At 39.7% G+C, this 17,650-nt stretch carries 21 protein-coding genes, 1 tRNA gene and 1 pseudogene; 4 read left to right on the plus strand and 19 right to left on the minus strand.

Going from position 1 to position 17,650, the window contains the following annotated elements:
* Positions 1-1,770: 1,770 nt before the first annotated feature.
* The 15 genes and pseudogenes from DTA23_RS11110 to DTA23_RS11170 form a co-directional block, all read right to left on the minus strand.
* On the minus strand, positions 1,771-2,175 hold the full coding sequence (locus tag DTA23_RS11110) for a hypothetical protein (RefSeq protein WP_172462387.1): 405 nt from the start codon (positions 2,173-2,175) through the stop codon (positions 1,771-1,773).
* Positions 2,169-2,489 carry a hypothetical protein gene (locus DTA23_RS11115; RefSeq protein WP_112374739.1) on the minus strand — a complete coding sequence of 107 codons (321 nt, stop codon included), beginning with the start codon at positions 2,487-2,489 and terminating at the stop codon, positions 2,169-2,171. Before DTA23_RS11115 ends, DTA23_RS11110 begins: the two co-directional genes overlap by 7 nt.
* A gap of 336 nt (positions 2,490-2,825) precedes the next feature.
* On the minus strand, positions 2,826-4,346 hold the full coding sequence (locus DTA23_RS11120) for a glycoside hydrolase (protein WP_112374740.1): 1,521 nt from the start codon (positions 4,344-4,346) through the stop codon (positions 2,826-2,828).
* A 250-nt stretch (positions 4,347-4,596) separates the two neighbouring features.
* Positions 4,597-5,784 (minus strand): serine hydrolase domain-containing protein, encoded by a 1,188-nt coding sequence (locus DTA23_RS11125; protein ID WP_112374741.1) that lies wholly within the window; start codon positions 5,782-5,784, stop codon positions 4,597-4,599.
* Between the two features lie 234 nt (positions 5,785-6,018).
* Positions 6,019-6,846, minus strand: a complete 828-nt coding sequence (locus DTA23_RS27690) for a DUF3472 domain-containing protein (RefSeq protein WP_394370145.1) — start codon at positions 6,844-6,846, stop codon at positions 6,019-6,021.
* An 18-nt stretch (positions 6,847-6,864) separates the two neighbouring features.
* Complete coding sequence (locus DTA23_RS27695) at positions 6,865-7,371, minus strand: DUF5077 domain-containing protein (RefSeq protein WP_204991155.1); 507 nt, start codon at positions 7,369-7,371, stop codon at positions 6,865-6,867.
* Positions 7,372-7,608: 237 nt separating this feature from the next.
* Positions 7,609-8,025 carry a nuclear transport factor 2 family protein gene (locus DTA23_RS11135; RefSeq protein ID WP_046676299.1) on the minus strand — a complete coding sequence of 139 codons (417 nt, stop codon included), beginning with the start codon at positions 8,023-8,025 and terminating at the stop codon, positions 7,609-7,611.
* 66 nt (positions 8,026-8,091) lie between these two features.
* Entirely contained in the window at positions 8,092-9,633 is a 1,542-nt protein-coding gene (locus DTA23_RS11140) for a M20/M25/M40 family metallo-hydrolase (RefSeq protein WP_112374836.1), read from the minus strand.
* Positions 9,634-9,751: 118 nt separating this feature from the next.
* Positions 9,752-10,213 (minus strand): YhaZ family DNA alkylation repair protein, encoded by a 462-nt coding sequence (locus tag DTA23_RS29015; protein WP_256603431.1) that lies wholly within the window; start codon positions 10,211-10,213, stop codon positions 9,752-9,754.
* A gap of 43 nt (positions 10,214-10,256) precedes the next feature.
* On the minus strand, positions 10,257-10,850 hold the full coding sequence (locus DTA23_RS29020) for a hypothetical protein (protein ID WP_256603433.1): 594 nt from the start codon (positions 10,848-10,850) through the stop codon (positions 10,257-10,259).
* 78 nt (positions 10,851-10,928) lie between these two features.
* Positions 10,929-11,339, minus strand: a complete 411-nt coding sequence (locus tag DTA23_RS11150; RefSeq protein ID WP_112374742.1) for a VOC family protein — start codon at positions 11,337-11,339, stop codon at positions 10,929-10,931.
* A 96-nt stretch (positions 11,340-11,435) separates the two neighbouring features.
* Positions 11,436-12,118: pseudogene (locus DTA23_RS11155) on the minus strand (ATP-dependent Clp protease proteolytic subunit).
* Between the two features lie 12 nt (positions 12,119-12,130).
* Positions 12,131-12,388 (minus strand): hypothetical protein, encoded by a 258-nt coding sequence (locus DTA23_RS11160; RefSeq protein ID WP_112374743.1) that lies wholly within the window; start codon positions 12,386-12,388, stop codon positions 12,131-12,133.
* Positions 12,385-12,918, minus strand: coding sequence for an RNA polymerase sigma factor (locus DTA23_RS11165; RefSeq protein WP_070564571.1), 534 nt, complete (start codon positions 12,916-12,918; stop codon positions 12,385-12,387). Before DTA23_RS11165 ends, DTA23_RS11160 begins: the two co-directional genes overlap by 4 nt.
* A 151-nt stretch (positions 12,919-13,069) precedes the next feature.
* Positions 13,070-14,026 (minus strand): bifunctional helix-turn-helix transcriptional regulator/GNAT family N-acetyltransferase, encoded by a 957-nt coding sequence (locus DTA23_RS11170; protein WP_070564440.1) that lies wholly within the window; start codon positions 14,024-14,026, stop codon positions 13,070-13,072.
* 169 nt (positions 14,027-14,195) lie between these two features.
* Between DTA23_RS11170 and DTA23_RS11175 the strand changes: the two genes are divergently transcribed.
* A complete protein-coding gene (locus DTA23_RS11175) occupies positions 14,196-14,975 on the plus strand; it encodes a class I SAM-dependent methyltransferase (protein WP_083295870.1) in 780 nt (259 codons plus the stop codon).
* Between the two features lie 62 nt (positions 14,976-15,037).
* Here the strand turns inward: DTA23_RS11175 and DTA23_RS11180 are convergent.
* Positions 15,038-15,111, minus strand: a tRNA-His gene (locus DTA23_RS11180).
* A 202-nt stretch (positions 15,112-15,313) separates the two neighbouring features.
* Between DTA23_RS11180 and DTA23_RS11185 the strand changes: the two genes are divergently transcribed.
* On the plus strand, positions 15,314-15,874 hold the full coding sequence (locus DTA23_RS11185; RefSeq protein ID WP_046676305.1) for a DUF4230 domain-containing protein: 561 nt from the start codon (positions 15,314-15,316) through the stop codon (positions 15,872-15,874).
* Between the two features lie 101 nt (positions 15,875-15,975).
* Here the strand turns inward: DTA23_RS11185 and DTA23_RS11190 are convergent, their stop codons facing one another.
* A complete protein-coding gene (locus DTA23_RS11190) occupies positions 15,976-16,164 on the minus strand; it encodes a hypothetical protein (RefSeq protein WP_112374744.1) in 189 nt (62 codons plus the stop codon).
* Positions 16,165-16,378: 214 nt separating this feature from the next.
* Here DTA23_RS11190 and DTA23_RS11195 point away from each other — a divergent pair, with 214 nt between their 5' ends.
* A complete protein-coding gene (locus DTA23_RS11195) occupies positions 16,379-17,035 on the plus strand; it encodes a response regulator transcription factor (RefSeq protein ID WP_112374745.1) in 657 nt (218 codons plus the stop codon).
* A 30-nt stretch (positions 17,036-17,065) separates the two neighbouring features.
* Positions 17,066-17,269, plus strand: coding sequence for a hypothetical protein (locus DTA23_RS11200; protein ID WP_070564431.1), 204 nt, complete (start codon positions 17,066-17,068; stop codon positions 17,267-17,269).
* A gap of 107 nt (positions 17,270-17,376) precedes the next feature.
* On the opposite strand, the gene DTA23_RS30370 is transcribed toward DTA23_RS11200, so the two are convergent.
* Together DTA23_RS30370 and DTA23_RS27110 are read right to left on the minus strand one after the other, a co-directional pair.
* Complete coding sequence (locus DTA23_RS30370) at positions 17,377-17,463, minus strand: hypothetical protein (RefSeq protein ID WP_112374746.1); 87 nt, start codon at positions 17,461-17,463, stop codon at positions 17,377-17,379.
* Positions 17,424-17,627 carry a hypothetical protein gene (locus tag DTA23_RS27110; protein ID WP_172462359.1) on the minus strand — a complete coding sequence of 68 codons (204 nt, stop codon included), beginning with the start codon at positions 17,625-17,627 and terminating at the stop codon, positions 17,424-17,426. The genes DTA23_RS30370 and DTA23_RS27110 overlap by 40 nt, the downstream gene beginning before the upstream one ends.
* Positions 17,628-17,650: the final 23 nt, after the last annotated feature.

Below are 17,650 nucleotides of genomic sequence, written 5' to 3' on the forward strand. Positions count from 1 at the left end.
TTATGAAATGTAATGACAACAGGATATTTTCTTTTTGAATTGAAATTTTTTGGTAAGAGAAGCCGGTAAGGTATTGTAACGAACTCATTGGTGAATATCCTTTTCTCATATTGATCCGTGCTTAACTGGCTTAATATTGTTCTAGTTTCAACAAATGTTGCACTATCTATTCGTCTATTATCGTATTTGTGTCTTTGTGCAAAACAAAAATTACATGTAATTAAATTTAATAGAATACCAAATTGTAGAAAAAAACTTGATCGTTTTTGTAGCATAAGACCTTATTGGCTAGTGATTCGTGTATACTTATATATTAATTCCAATATAATTTAGATTGCGTAATCCAATGGTATTGATTACGGCATTAATATCGTGTTCTGTGCGTTGCAGCTTTTTGTCCACAATAGCCGCAAAAATTGGTTTATATCGCACAATTGCAATTAATACATTTATTATTCATTGCTAGGTTAATTGTTTTTTTTGCAAATATAATTTTATTATCGAGATATATCGCCTTACTTCGCTCTTTAATTTCATCGTACTGAATCGCTATTTCGACGAAAATTAGACACAAGCAATTATCTCCGCTCGGACGCTATTAAACTAGTTTTTTATATTTGAAGCGTAAATCAGTAATGACACTTACACTAAATGGTAGCGACGACGGGTTGAATCGCTCGAAAAGAATGTGAATTTTGAATAGCTTTTATGGAAAATGAATTTTAGATGCATCATTTAGATAAGTTATTGAATGTACATTCTTTATGCTGAAAAAAAATATACCTATTTTATAAAGTAATCGATCCATTTGATTATGTTGAAGCCTCTTGATTTACCAAAAATCAGAGGCTTTGTTTTTCGCCTCGCGTCAAAAACAATCTTGAAAATAACAAGGCCATTTCTGTAGAACTGGCCTTGTTATTTATATTGTTCAATCTAAATGGGTTTTAATCATTTCCATGATCCTCTGACGCATAGGAAAATTTAACTGATTTTTGCGGATAAGCTTCCATACTCTTGCGGCTTGTATTTTTGATAATGGTTTTGATACTAACGCGATCGCCCAATTTATAGTAAGTTTCTACGGTCTGATAATCCAGTAGGTAGGGACCACAAAAGTAATTCCCGTTGTCATCTTTTTCGATGATTCCCTGATAAAGCCTGTTCTTGTCTCTTTTGGCATGTTAATTTAATTTGAAGAACAAAGGTAGCAAGAGTATTTGGAGAAAATGATATTAAAGATAAAATTAGGCACATTTTATTAAAATTCTGGAAAACACCTCCCAAGGGCCATTCTAAATAGCGGATAGAAGACTGAGTGGATTTAATTGTTGGAACTACCAGAATCCGGGATGGCAAAAGCAGAATGTCAAACCATAGGACAAGTGCTTAAGTATGCCCGTGAGCATAATCTAATTTAAAAAACTAGCGATAGGGATGTTATTCCTTAATAGTGCTCACCAAGATAATGGCGGTTTTAGTTGTAGACTTTAGCTGACTTTGAAAATTGGCGTACATAATCAAATTAGGTTTAAACAAGTCTGAAACTAACCTCGCGGCGAAATAATCGTTATTAATTAATTGTTTAAATATTCTGGTGATCCGTTGTGCAAAGATAGAAATCCTTGGGTATTTACTAAATAGTTGATCTATTTCTTCCCGAAACTGGAATGAAAACTGCACAAAGGATCCTTAGCGATTGCTATGGATAAAAGCGCACCATTGTGCGCTTATTAGTAAAGATGATACAAGGAACGTAGGATCTTGTAATTAAAACCGGTAGCCTATGGATAATGCGGTGCGAATACCGGCAAACGGTCCGCTAGTGCTTAGTGTTACGCCATCGGCATTTACTTCTTTTTTGATTTTCATGAGATTACTATCAAATTCATCCAGTTGTCTCCTTACTTCGCGTTGTTCGTCTGCATTTAATGGAGTTTTCCCTTCGAACTTTCCATTGTTGAAGCCATAACCGGGACCGACAATGCGCCAGTCTAAATAGATGTTTTGTCCAAGTTTCCATTGGTTACCGACAGCTACCCCACCGGTAAAAGCATCTAAGCTGCCCGATAGAGGTACTTCACGGTGATAATTTGATTCATCGACGGTAATCTTTGTGTGTACACTGTAATTGGCGTATTTGACAAAGGGCGCGATATAGAATCCTTTTAACACTTCTTTATTCCCGAGGTAGAAACGTACTTCGGGGTAATGGAAAAAGCGCCTAATTTAGCTTCACCCAAAATATTATTATCATCATCAAAAACAGATTCCCATAGGGATTTAAAGGGTAAGTTGGTTTTTGGACGATAACTTATCGTTCCATTGACCGATAGGTGCTCATTGAGCGATCTTTCATACTCCAATGCAATATTTCCGACAGATAGGGGCCAAAGATTTAGTTTGATAAGATTTGATTTTTCTTGTGCTTTTAATCCAGAGATAGTACATATCCCAAGAGTAAGCATCGTAAGGTAGCGCAATTTCATAGTAGTTTTTCCAAAATATAGGTAGCAAAGATATTGGAATATATTTTAGTTCGGAAGGAACAGGTGCGTTCTTCAATTTGTTTTTTAAACATTATATCTCCTAATGATTTAGAATTGATTTTTTAAAGAACGAAAGCCAGCTGGATTTTGTTCTTTAAATTCTTATTTTTAGAAGTCGTTCAAATTTTTATGCTTTCGAAGGCATATCTTCAGATGCTATGGAAAGTTAAGTTTTCAAGATAAAGGGAAACAGGCAATGGCACAAAATTTAGAACTAGAATATGTGTTTTGAAAAATATACTGAGGGAGGACAGCTCCCTCAGTATGATGAACAAATTAAAGTTTGTTGCCTTCTAAAGTGCTTATACTTTTAGCAGGTATTGTTAAGGAATAGACACCTGAGCTGTTTGGTGTTACAGCTCCGACGTTACCCCAATGGCCAGAACTGCTTGCCGTGGTTTGGTAATTGTTCAGCGCGCCGCTTGCAAAACCTGTGAGGTTGATATCCAATGGAACAGCTGCAGTACCCGTGTTGGTGACAACTAAGGCAAACTTACCTGATTGAGGATCTTTGTAAGCCGAAATCAATAAGCCATTTCCATTTTGAACCGCTACATTGATACGCATATAACCTGCTTTGATAAACCTGGAATAATGTCCCATCACATCATACGTTTTTGGAAACTCCAAAGAACCATTACTCTTTGTGCAAATAAGCGCCTCATTATTTTGAAATGCCAGCATCCCTAGCCAAAATACATAGGCATTGGCATTACAATCCGCCAGTAGTTTGTGCATATTAACGGCCAGTTTCAAGCCGCCTTCAATGCCACTGTCATAATTGCCGCCATCATCGGACGCTTCTGTTACCCACATTGGTTTACCACCAATACTAAAATTCCACATGGACGGACTCTGGTTAAACCCACGTTGACCAGTGATGATGCCACTTATTTCAACGTAGCCGTGCCCCGCAAGGATGTCGACATTGCTTCTGTCCATGCCTGAGAGGAAATTATCGGCAGTTCCCCAGGCCGCATTTTCGGAAGATATAATCTTGGTGGATTGTAGACCAGCGCTGTTTAATTCTGGACGGAGGTTGTTGGTAATAAACTGTCCCAAATGCGAAGCGTCCCAATAAGAAGCATCCCAGTCTGAAAAGACATTTTCAGGTTCATTTGAAGGAGAGATAGCATTGATTGTAATTCCTTCATTTTGAAATGATTTTACAAATCCAGTCAGGTAGCGCGCGAAAGCTGTTGAAGAAGTATTAAAATTAAGTCCATTAAACCATTTCGCGGAAATACTGCTCGTATTGGTCTTCATGTATAAGGGCGGAGTCCAGGTACTTGCCATAACGAAGGGAACTTGGAATCTTTCTTTTGCTTTCTTGATGATCCAGACCTGTCCAAGCTGTTCTTTTTCATCTGCTGTCAAATTCTGATAAGTCGCACTGTTGGGGTCTACGTCAATCGAAACTCCTGCCGGTTTAATGGTAACGACCTTGGTCTGTTGATTAAAAGGATAGGTATGAAGTACTTTTCCACGAAGGATATTCAGTTTCAATCCACTGCCTCCCCATAAATAATCCAGAATACTATCTCTTTTTGCGGATTCAAAGAATGGAACAATCCGGCCTCCGAATGCACCAAATCCATCAATCTTTTGATAGGTTTGATCCCAATTTAATGTTGCAATTGTAGCTCCTGCCTGTGCGGATACAGCATCTTTTTTGTTCAGTTGTGCTTCTGGACTCTCAGGAGTTAATGAAGCTTTTTGGCAACTAAAAATAGAAAATGTGGAAACTACGGCCAAAACAGCATAAAGTCTGTTCCAGCGACTGGTTAATTTTAACATAACTTAGTTTTTAAGATTTGTGAATGAATCATTAATTTAATTGTGCTTGGTTTTTCAAGCGGTTCTCATTGTCGTTGTTTTGTTTGCCTCCTTTCTTTAGTTAAAAAAATAAACATTCACCGATTTCCACATTGGTTAGTTTCCGAAAATTAATAATATTTTGGGAGAATTTATTATTACTTCTCTTATTTTAATTTTATTTTTTATTGAATTAAAAATAAATACATATTTTTTTAATGATAACTTAATTTTAATCCTTCTTTTCTGCTGAAGATGAAGGCTGAACCTGTCGCCGATCATACAGTAATAACTGATGTCTAATGTCATTTTCAAGTTCACTGACCTTGCGTTGATCAATGGTGTCGTTGACCATAATAACGATACCATAATCATCTGTGGGATAAAGTACACACAAGGTATTGTAGCCTATTTTAGTATTTCCATCGTGATAGAAATAGCGAACCCCACGTTCATCACGATTGATCATCCAACCGAGCCCCATACCAAATCCATCGTCTTTTCCATAAGTCAGTTGATGTGTTAGACCAAGGGCTCTATCGTTTAGTTTGAGGTTGGCTTCGATGTAGATCAACATATCATTGATCGTTGAATTCATTGTGGGGCCAAAGTAAAACCCGCTCAAATTCGCAAATGGAACAGGCTGACCTTTATTGTCATGGCCCTGTACAACGTCGTTTATTTGTGATTCATCTAAATAGGGGGTTGTATAGTGCATACCGAGGTGTCCCTTCAGATATGCGCTGATAAGATGTTCATAGGAATCTTTATAGCTACTTTCCAATAGCGCAATAAGTACCATCACAGCCGTGCTATTGTAACTGAAGTTTGTACCTGGGACGGTGTCGGGCTTGACTTTCCTCAGATCATCCAATAGGTTGTCACGACTGTACTTTCCAAGATAGTCTACCTGTTCCGGAATAGTGAGCCCCCTTAAACTATCGACAACTTTGGTAGGAAGCGATCTGAAAGTCTTTGGAAGGGCAGAAGTATGATTTGCTAGATGCTTAACGCGGATTCCATGGCCGCTGTATTGTAAATTGGAATAACCTCCCGGCAAGTATTTACGGATATCATCATCGAGGTTGATTTTCTTATCAAGGACCGCTTGCGCAAGTAGAGCGCCGACAAAGGTTTTCGCCACCGATCCAATGTTGTAATAGTTATCGGCGTTTGGTAACTTTTCTCTACTGTAGGTGTAGGTTGTTTTGTGCCCTTTAGTATAAATCCCAATAGACACACTAAATGTATTGTTGTTGGAAAGATAATCAACAACGGAACAGTTTACAATTGTATCGAGTTGGTTTTTAAGTTTATGGTCAGTATTGAAGGGTGAAAGATACTGTCCTTTTGATGAAAGGCTATTAATTAGCAACAGGGTGCTCAATAGGATAAATAAGGGTTTGGATAGTATATTCATAAACAAGTTTATTGTTCTTGATGCTGGAATCTATCGTCGGTATTCGGAAAAGCATTGGGTTTACAACCTGCCCAAGGCGGGGGATTAGCTAATTTTATTAAAGTGTTAGTGAAAGGTACGAATTGTTATGTAAATATCACAAGGTTAAGTTTTTAAAAGGGCAATACTTCATTTGAACGTATTGCCCCTTTACATGGAATATAAACTACTAATAATTTGTTGTAAACATGCGTATTACGGCAGTGTTGTTAGATTTATTGAAGGTGCTGTGCCAGTACCTGCTTGTGTAAATTTCGTTCCGGGATTTACGACAGTATTGAAAAAACCGCCATTTTTCAGGAAGAAGCTATTCCCGGTTATTCCGCCAATGGCGTCTATCCGCTGGTTATTGGAATAGGTTGCATCAACCGTAAAGGTACTTTCCACGACTTTCAGCCAAGTTCCAGCAGATGTTCGAACCCATTGATTACTATATTCTGCCGAACGTCCCAGAAAGCCGTTGTCGGCGTTGAAATTTTCTAGGAAGCTATGAAATCCTGTTAAATAAGTATTTGTTTTGGGACGTTTCCAACTTGCAATGAGTATCCAAGTATTGGTCGAAGGATCATTAAACCATGCTGTAAAATCAGTACTTCCATTATTATCAGGTTCTCCTTTCAATAAAAATTTATAGGTAGTAGCGGCAGTCCAATTAAACTTGAGGTAGCTTTGTCCGCCAGAACCTTCGCCACCGAACTCTCCTGTCGTGGTATTTGCACCTTTTCTATTTAATGTAATGCGGTCCTCTGCAGGTATTTGTGATGGGTTATCGGTGCTATATGGACTCCAAACAGAAAATAATATTCTGCGCTCTGTCGCTGAATTGACCTGCATTCCGAAATATCCTTGGCCGAAGCCATTTGCCATAAAGTAAGATCCTATTTTATCTTCTCCAGCGGGGACTTTCACCTCGCTATAATAATAGGAAACTTGCTGATTTGTTGGAATGGTATAACTCAAATGGCAGGATGGACCCCGTCGCGACCAATAGTAGGTATTATCTACATTATTGTCACTATAAATTACTGTGCCATTCGTTGCCTAACTATCTAAAATCAAGTGGGATACATCCGCAAAGTAACCACCTGACTTGGATACACCTTGAAGATCCATTTTTATATAACCCGCCGCATTTAGCGAATAGGTACCAACAGTGTAATCCTGTAGGGTTCCACCCTTAAGTTTGATTTGTTTGCTTACACCGTTGATCGTTAACTTCACCGTACTGCTATCGCCTGAAGGTAACACTTTAGCCCTTATTTTAACACGTAAAGCGCCTGCTTGGGGGACCTTGGCATAGGTACTGATCACGCTATTGGCATTGGTCCAGTTTGCCAGGCCATTGCTATTGATGACTTCAACTGCACCGGAAGGTGCTGAAGTAACAAAGGCATTACCACCTAAGGGAACTTCGTATCCGCTTGCTCCAGGGGATGCAGCACGGAGCGATAATTTCTCTTCTAAATTGGTGTGCACCTCGCTTTTTTTGCAAGACAGAAAGCTTGCCACTACTGCACAAAGCAGTAGTGTAAATTTGGGATATCTCATAAGTTAAATTTAATTGTTGACTCTAATTTTATAAATACAATTAAATTAAACGAAAATTATTCAATGCAATCGTTTGTGTGAATTGCTTTTGTAACAAAAGGGATACGTTAGATAGTCGCCATTGTTTATTTAATGAACTATCATTAGGTAAATGCTGCAATGCGCAATAGCTTAAATAGTCTCCAGTGGTTTGCTGCACACAGCCGTTTTATCTGACGATTTGCTAAGCCATCTCGATTATTCGGCCAGTTTATCGGCATGTCGATGCATAAGCTTCCAATTGCCTTGCTCTTTTCTGAAGATTTCGGTGATTCTGAGATTGAAAATCACTGCTGTATCTCGCCCTTTTACGTTGACTGTCGAACGTTGTATACCCGTCCAGTAAGCTAGCGAATCACATGCATCTTGATGGATCACTTCAAATTTGTTTTCTGCACCCGGAAGGAAATTGGAAGCTCCTTTTTGATTAAAATCATTGACCTCGGATACCCCAGAGATGTATATTCCATTGGGCGGAAAAATTGTTGCCGGCTCATTCGAGACAGAAATGTCTTTAAGAGAGTCAAAATGGCCCTCCACAAAATCTGTTGAGGATTTCAATCGGATAGCCATAAATTTTTCGAATTCCAAAAGTGCGTTATTGTCTGTTTTCATATTTCTTATCTGTGTTTGTTGAAAAATAAACCAATGTGTGAATGTAATTGCGAAGATTGTCCATGGTTAAATCTTTTCATCGTCGTAGTGACGCATCATGTAATAAAAATAGTCTATCATCTTCAGGTAGTTTTCAATGCTGATGTATTCATTGGTACTATGCATACTCTGCTGTTCGGCGTGATTAATTTTAATGGGCATAAAACGATAGATATGATCACTGAGATGCTGATATTTGATGGCGTCGGTTCCGCCCACCGTCAGGTAGGGCGTAATAATAAGATCGGGGTATAGTCTGCGGATAGCAATTTCCATCATTTTGTAGGCTTTAGCGTCTGTTGGTGAAACTTTGGATGCTTCTCGGGCATTGTCGACCTGTTCGATCTCAACATCAAACCCGCTTGTAGCCTGCTCGACATGATCCCGAACTTCCTGTAGGGTGTTTTCGGGTAGCAGTCTAAAATTGACAACAAATTCAACTTCAGGTGAAAGGACATTGGGGGCATCGCTGCCTTTCATCATTGTCAGTGCCGTAGTTGTTCGCACGAGAGCATTAGTCGAATGGTTTTTCGTTAGTTGAGCCAGAAGTAAAGGTTCAAGAAGCCAGCGGTTAGCGATCGCAAATCGGGAGGCAAAAGGCATGCTGCCACCAACCTGTTGAAAGAAGTTTTGGATAATGGGGTTGATCTGTGCTTTCATCTGGTGATTTTCTAAGCGCTGCATGATGACTGCCGCTTGACCAATTGCACTCGTTGTTGGGGGCATCGAAGAGTGCCCACCAAGACCTTTAACCTTTATTTTCAGGGATAAAAATCCCTTCTCCGCGCAACCGATCAATGCTACATCCGAGCTGATCCCCTCGACCGAGCCCTTTTCCAGAATGAGTCCACCCTCGTCATAAACGGCTTCGAATTTAAGGCCCTTTTCTTTGAAGTAGTCTGCTATTTTGGCTGCGCCACGTACGCCCCCAACTTCTTCATCAAAACCAAAAGCGAGGTAGATATCCCGCTTGGGCTGTACCTGTTCTCGAACCAGCTGTTCTGTCGCTTCAAGTAAGGAGAAAAGCATGCCTTTCATGTCTAAGCTTCCACGTCCATAAATGCGGCCGTTGGCTACTGCTCCCGAAAAAGGTGCATAGTCCCACTCTTCGGCGATTTCGCTTACAGGTGGTATCGCCTGGTCGCTAGGCTGAAATAGTGATGAATCGTTGTTTTTTATGGCAGCTGAACCAGGAGGGACGACATCCATATGGGAAAGAAAGAGTAGCGGAAGCAAGCTCTTGTCGCTTCCCTTGAGTCGAAAGACCAGCGCATGACCATTGATTGTATAGGTTTCCAGCGAGCGATAGATCAGTGGAAAGTTGTACCTGATGTAATTATTCAGTTCTTCAAAAGGAGCATGATTAAATAATGTCGAGTCACCGATAGAGATGGTGGCTATTTTGATACCGCCAGCAATTCGGGCAACAATACTGTCATTGACCGCTGGCGGCATTGGAGCCACCTCCGATTTTTTGACTCGCGTAAACGGATAAGTCAGCGTTCTAATGAAAAGCCCAATGAGAAATAGAATAAGTGAGACAAAAAAGATTATGAGAATTTTCTTCATAACAGACTTCATATTAATATAAACCACCTACCACATATACCTTGGAAAAAGTCATCCAGCGCATATTCTATTGTTTCTAGTAGAACACGAAAGCCCTTCGTTTGTTTCTTATGTCCCATTAAATGTGCAATAGCTCAAATTCCTGTTGGACCATTTCTCGCCCATTGACAATAATGGAGATTTTATGCTTCCCTGCATAGAATTTCCGGGTGGTAATCAATTTAAAAGATTGCTTTCGCTCGATACGGTTTATCTCAGCTCCCTGATAAATTCGTTCACTAATTTTAAAAACCTTTCGAGATAGCTGGCCATTTGATTTTTGATAATATAACCCATACTCCAGACGTAGTGATTTAGCGGTGCTGCTTCCATTCTCGATTTCAAAAGAAAAAATAAGATGTTCACCTACTTTAACAGCCGGTGTATGAATACTGAGATTTGTAACATCGAAATCGCTACTATCCAGTCCATAAAAGCTTAGAATTGCTGGATGCCCTTGTTTGAGTAAGGTACGGCAGCCATGTTTGATGATAGCATCTGTATTTTTACTGATACCTTTCCATTGCTGGGCAATACCCAAGACAAGATGGGGATGATCCTTAGCGATATCGTTGAGATTGTGGCTACACTTCTTCTGACGCTCTCGGATGAATCATTATGGAGTTTTGTAGGATGGACAGGATAGGAGTAGGGTCATTTTTCAACGATGGAATTGCCATCGCCCAAGGGAGTCGGGGTCGAGATCCTTCGCTTGCAAGGCGTCGTACCTGAGCATGTGGACTTTTGGACCACCTTTCCATTTCCGCGATCATTCGAGATCCATAGTTGATAATAAATGGACGAACGGCAAATTCGCAGCTGATAAATCTCGTGACGATTTCAAATGACTGTACAGCTGTTTCAAAATCTTCGATGCCGTAAGTTTCGATATAGTCTGGAAAAATAACATATTCAAGTCCTCCCGGATGCTTCGTTTTTAGGAGATGTTCCACAACTTGTCTTAGTAAGGCCGCTGCTTCAGGAAAGGAGTTCGGCATAAATTCATGCAAGACCGCTGTGCTATGTTTTGTGCGCTGTTTCCATTCCATTTCATGAAAACTGCCTGCAAAAACACGTTTGATAAACTGTTCTCTGTTAAAATTGTTATCAACGCGGTGGAACTGATCAGCAATAAACTGATAGAATTCCCGTGTATATATATCTTTAATTAGGGCCATGAGCTGAATAGCTGTTAAATGTCAATTAATGAAGACAAGATACTATATTCGATGTTAGTATCTTGTCAGATGAGCAGACTAGTTAGTAGCGTCTAAACCAAATTTCTTGATGGCCTCAGGGCTCAGTGGCGTGAAAAAGTTAAGCAGGTTACCATCGGGGTCACAAAAAAGCAATGAGCGATTGCCCCAAGGCATTGTTGTCGGCTCCTGAACGATTTTTGAAGCACTATTTTTGATCCGAATATATTCATGATCTACATTTTTCACTAAAAATTCAATAATAATGGGGGCCGTGTTGCCAAAGACAGTGGGGCTGTCGCTAAACATTTGCATCGTACGCGTACTTCCAATAGCTATGGTAATCGAACTGGTGGAAACTTCAGCGAAATCTGGTGTAAACCATTGCGCGGTGAGGCCCAGGATTTCTTCATAGAATGTGACGGATTGCTGGATGTCATTTGCAATCAGCCGAATGGATGTTAATTTCATGATGATCTAAATTTATTGATAACAAAATTAAACGGGCTATTGACACCAGTTTGTCAATAGTCCGTTTGAAATTGTTCATAAATTTAATGATCATCGCTAGGTCAGTACGTCGTCAATAATTCCAAATTCTTTTGCTTCTGCAGCAACCATCCAGTGATCCCGGTCGCTAACATCATGTACACGTTGATAGCTTTGTCCACTATGTTGGCAATAATATCGTACAGCTCCTTCTTTATTTTCAACACTTGATTGGCTGTAATTTCAATGTCAGATGCCTGCCCTTGAACACCGCCCAGCGGTTGATGCAACATCACCCGTGCATGCTGCAGGGCGCTACGCTTGCCGGCGGCGCCGCCACAGAGTAATATCGCGCCAAAAGAGAGTGCCATACCGGTGCAGATTGTTGCAACATCAGGACTGATCAATTGCATCGTATCATAAATACCTAATCCAGCATAAACTTCGCCGCCAGGAGAGTTGATATACAGTTGTATATCTTTTTTGGGATCAACAGATTGAAGAAATAGCAGCTGGGCTTGTACGATATTGGCGATGTTGGATTCTACGGCAGCACCCATAAAGATAATACGGTCAATCATCAATCTGGAAAATACGTCCATTTGTGATACGCGCAATTCGCGTTCTTCTGTGATATATGGAGTCATGGCCAGCGGCATGCGGGATTGCTCGATACCGGAAATGTAATGATCCACCAGATCTTTTTGGACATAGCAGTGCCCTACCGCAAATTTGCGGAACTCATTTTTGTCAATCGTCATGATGTTAAGAATTTAGGATTTGCGAAATAACTTTAGTATTTTTTTTCTAAAAGAGACATGTTCAGGATATGTAAATAATGCTTGCGTTATGGCTTCAATTTCAGTTTTTAATTGTTTGCGCCCAAATTGCTGAATAGCTTCATAAGCTTTTTGTTGCGCAATAACCTTGTCTGCCAATTCTTCGTCCAATACCAATTGCGCTTCAAAAAGCAACGCTTCTTCTGGTTCAGCCATTCCAAAGATATATGCTTCTATCTGCTGGGTTTTCATTCCATGAAGTCATCATAAACCAGGGATTTTTCTTTAACGGATTCTCTAACTTTCTCCAGGCATTTGAATTTCTGTACAGTGGCGCTCCTTACGCCCGAATAGCCATATTCATCTGCAATTTCTTGCAGGGACATTTGATCATAATAGAAGCTTTTCAAAAGTTCTAAACATTTGCGCCCGGCAATCTCCAAAAAGCGAAACAGCCTTGCGCTAGAAGGAGACTCTTCGGTTGTCAAAGCAATATCCACTTGATCTAGGGAGAGGTTTGGGCTGGATTGACCATACCGTTTAAGCCATAGATTTTTGGCTGTTCCGACCAAATAACCAATAGCGTTGTTTAGTGGTGTTTCTTTTAAATGTATCTTTTCATAATACACCAGTAAAGCGTCCTGAAATACATCTTTGGCTTCATCTAAATTACCGCCCATGCGACTGATATACTTAGCCACGATAGGAAATGTACTTTTATACAAGTTCATAAAGAGCACCTGCCGGTCTATTGTTCGATTTGAATTGATCAATTGTTGCATAGCAATATCATTTATAGACATGTACCAATTTAGCGAAAAGTATCACCTTTTATTTGAAAATTAATTAAACAAAAATGCTTCCCCAAAAAAAGGAAGCATTCATTCGCTTATCTGAGTTGACTATTCCAGTGTATGTTTCTACTGCGCCAGGTTATTTTTTTAAATCCAGTTCCATCTGGATATTACAGCGTTGATAAGTACTTGGAAAGCCATTGATTTTTTGAAAACCTAACTTGTGATAGAGATTGATCGCAGGTTTTAAAATGGTGTTGCTCTCGAGAAACAGTTTTGAAGCCCCTAGAGTCTTTGCTTCTTCAATAATTGCTTTTCCCAAAAGATAGCCTATATTTTTGCCCTGCACTGTTGGAGAAACCACCATTTTTGCCAATTCATAGTCAAAATCGGGATGATTCATTTTGATAAGTGAACATACACCTACGGGCTTGTCATTATAAAGAGCAACCATAATTTTGCCGCCTTTTGCCAAAATATACTCCTCAGGGTTGTCAAGTGCTTTATGGTCCGCCTCTTCCAATTCAAAATAGGTGGAAATCCATTCCTCATTCAAGGACTTAAATGCTAAGCGGTAGGCTGGATTGTACGGCACAATGTTGATATCCTTACTTTCACGCATTTTCTTTTGCTCTTGCACCCGTTTCAGCAAGGATTTTTGTTCAAGGAGAAATTCCCATTCCGCTAAAGCTTCCCATAGATTGTGCGTAGCTTCCTGGATAATCCCATCAATGGCACGATCGATATCGATACATTGAATTTTCATTCTTTCCCATAGCATTTTTCCTTTATTACTCAATCCAACCATATTTCTCCGTTTATCCATAGAGCGAAGGTTATCTTCAAGTAGGCCCGCTTCGATCATTTCTTTAACGATTTTAGTGACCGATGGCTGGGAGTGGCCAATCTCTGTTGCTATATCAGTAATTGTCTTGGAATCACCTTCAGATAAAATAAAGAATACGGGAAACCATTTGGGTGCAAATTCAATCTGATAAAGCTCGTGTATCCGGGCGGCTTCTTCTGTGATGTTGGAAGCCATGTAGCGCAATCTGCTACCTAAGGCTATTTTTCCTGTTTTTTCAAATAGTTCCATCGTATTATAAGTAATTATATAACTAGTTATGTAAATGTAGGAAAATAATTTGGATGTTTTAAAATTGAATTTTAAAATTCGACTGGAGAAAAATATCGTTGCTTTTTTCGTTATATTTCAATAAATTCAACACATAAAAAACCAGAACCCCTTAAATAGACCGAAGGACATGAACGAGTTAGAAACTTATTTCCGAAATAATAATGCGAAGCTAATCAATAAATGGATGCATTATTTCGATATATACGACAGACATTTTAGTCGTTTCAAAGGCAAAGAGATCGTGGTGTTGGAAGTTGGGGTTTTTCAGGGTGGAAGTCTGCAGATGTGGAAGAACTATTTTGGCGATCGTGCTAAAATATATGGTATTGACATCAATCCGCACTGTAAGGAACTCGAAGAAGAAAATGTCGAGATCTTTATTGGTTCGCAGTCCGACCGAAAGTTTCTGCGTCAGGTAAAAGAGTCTATTCCGCCGATCGATATATTGATTGATGATGGTGGCCATACGATGAAACAACAGATTGTGACATTTGAGGAGCTTTTTGATCATGTGAAAGACAATGGCGTATACCTTTGTGAAGATTTACATACATCTTATCAGGTATTTTATGGTGGTGGCCATAAAAGGAACGGTACTTTTATAGAGTATAGTAAAAATTTTATTGATTACATCAATGCTTACCATTCTGAGCAACGCGGATTGAAGGTCAACGGATTTACGCGTTCGGTAGGCTCTCTACACTACTATGATAGCATCCTGGTGGTGGAGAAACTTCGAAGGGATGAAGCGCCGATCCATATGAAAACAGGGGCGGCGACAGTGAAAGATTTCAATGCGGCTCCCACAGGATTCGATGGATTAAAATGGAAGATTAAAAAACCTGCTTTAACCGTGATTAACAAGTTGCTCCGCTTTTTCCGTATTGGCGGGTTTATGTGGCGCTAACAGACGGGAGCAAACAGACGGGACTAGAAACAAAAAAGGCAGATCATTTGATCTGCCTTTTGGGTAAGTAATCGGGCTCGAACCGACGACCCCTAGAACCACAATCTAGTGCTCTAACCAACTGAGCTATACCTACCGTGATTTTGATGTCACAAAAGTAGTATTATAGCTCATATGTTCCAAATGTTTTTTAAACTTTTTAACTAAACAATTGTCTATCAAAAGGTATAATTTTCAAGTATGCCCATTTAGTGACCCTGAAGAATAATATTGAGGTAATATTTTCAGGTTAAATGTCTAAAAAAGCAGCTTGGTCTTTAATTTGTATAGTATAGTTTATGGGAAAATTTTTAAAATTTTTAATTATCGTAGCCATTTTGGCAGTTGGCGCCTGGTTTGTGTATCATAAATATAACAGCGGACCGACAGTGGAAAGCAAACATCAGCTGTTGGTGGACCGTATTGAAGCCATGGGAAAACTGGAATTGGTCAAATACCGTTACAGTGATGTTGTAGAGCACAAAAACGTGAATACTTTTTTACCGGATGCAAGTGTATTACTCATCGTGAAAGCAGATGCTGTAGGCTGTGTGAATCTGACGAAACTTAGTCCGGAAGATATCACGGTTTTGGGGGATTCGGTCTCCATCAAATTGCCGGCTCCAGAAATTTGTTACATCAAGATCGACCACGAGGCGTCCAAAGTCTATGATACGAAAATGGCTTTCTTGCGCGAAGCAGAGCTCGTGGATGAAGCTTATAAAGCTGCGGAAAAAGCTGTTGCTGATGATGTAAAGAAATCGGATATCCTGCAGCAGACCAAGGCCAATGCAACCACCGTTTTTAAACCGCTCTTACAGGGATTGGGATTTTCGAAAATCAATCTGACCTTCGAATAGTGCCCAAATAAAAAAGCTAGACAATGTTTACATTGTCTAGCTCTCTACAATAAATCTAATCTCCAGCCATCTCACGACGGGAGGACTTCATAATTATGCTATTATGTCGGCGGGATTTCTCCACGGGATTCGGCAGATGTGGTGTCGCGATATTGTATCGTCGTGGTATCGTTGGGAACGGAATCACGCATCAGTTCCTGTGATTTTTGATCATCAGTTTTAGCGCCGTTACATCCATAGGCTGCTAAGTATAATAGACTGACGGCAATTAATTTTGTTGAGTTTTTCATATTATCTATCGTTTAATCATGGCATGCCACCTGCATGCACTTAGTAGGAGAACAAAGCTCAGGTCAAAAGCGTTTCGCTTTCTATATTTGCTATTATGATAGAAAAAGAAAATCAATCTTATTTTCTTTATTTTTTAGATAAATTCAACTGTAAAAAACTTTTTACAATTGGGTGCTGTTCCTAGAAGTACATAAGTTCATTAAACAGATAGCTATGATTCAGATAGTGCTTGTTGACGACCATCATTTGGTAAGAAGTGGTTTTCGGCTGATTTTAGAAACACAAGATGACATTACTGTTTTGGCTGATGTTGAAAGTGCTGAAGCAGCTTTGGATGTGTTGAATGTCGATCAGCGACCAGATATGATCCTTACGGATATTAATATGGGTGAAATGGGCGGGATAACCCTCATTGATTCCGTTAAACAGAAATACCCCGATATAAAAATCCTTGCTTTGACGATGGAAAATGACAAACACATTGCCGCAGATGTATTGCGTGCTGGAGCAGATGGTTATTTAGTGAAAGATAGTAGTTGTGATGAGGTACTTTTTGGTATACGGCAGGTTGCCAAAGGAGAAAAATATATCAGTGGTTCCTTAAGTGTTTCCTGCCTTAACGATTATAAAAACTTTGCGGACAGGGCTCCAGACCTAAATCGTGTTTTGTTAAAATATGATATTTCAGAACGCGAATTGCATGTCTTGGAACTCATCGCACAGGGATACACCAACGGCGAAATTGCAGAGCGTATTTTTTTGAGCAAACGTACGGTGGAAGGGCACCGACAGAAGCTGATCGAGAAAACGAATACAAAAAATACAGCTGGTCTTGTCAGCTTCGGTTTTCATCACATGCTCTTACATTGATTAAACAATAAAAACAAAAAATAGAGGAATATGGCAACAAAAAATGAAAACCGCGTCGTCGGAACCGAAATGGAAAAAAAGAAAAAGGTCAAGTTAGGTGTAAATGGAGAGACACTGCGAGATGTAGGCGATAAGGATCAGGGCGATGCCGAGGCCGGAGTAGACCCGCAGGTGGATCAGTTGAACGAGATGCCCAATGATCCTACAGATAGGCCAAAAGAAAGGAAGAAATAAGAAAGACCCGCATTTAAAATTGCGGGTCTTTCTGTTAAACTTAGTTTCTAACTGAAAATCTGTATCTATTTTCAGGACTAATCAGCACTTGTCCGTGAATGACATTTCTATTTTTTGCCCTGCTTCTCTATGGCTTTAGCAAGTTCATCTTTCGTCATATCGTGACGCCCGGTGATCTCCATTTTCTTTGCCATTTCCAAGAGTTCAGCTTTGGTTTTATCAGAACTTCCGTTTTGCGATCCTTTAGACGCTGAAGCACTTTTTCCTGTTGTTGTCGCTGATTTTTTTTCTTTGTTAGCGTTGCTGCTTTGCGATTGCCCTTTGGCAGTCGTATGGCTTGAACTTTTGTTGTATTCATAATATACTGTTTTATGTGTTATT

Source organism: Sphingobacterium multivorum (assembly GCF_900457465.1).
Lineage (GTDB): Bacteria > Bacteroidota > Bacteroidia > Sphingobacteriales > Sphingobacteriaceae > Sphingobacterium > Sphingobacterium multivorum.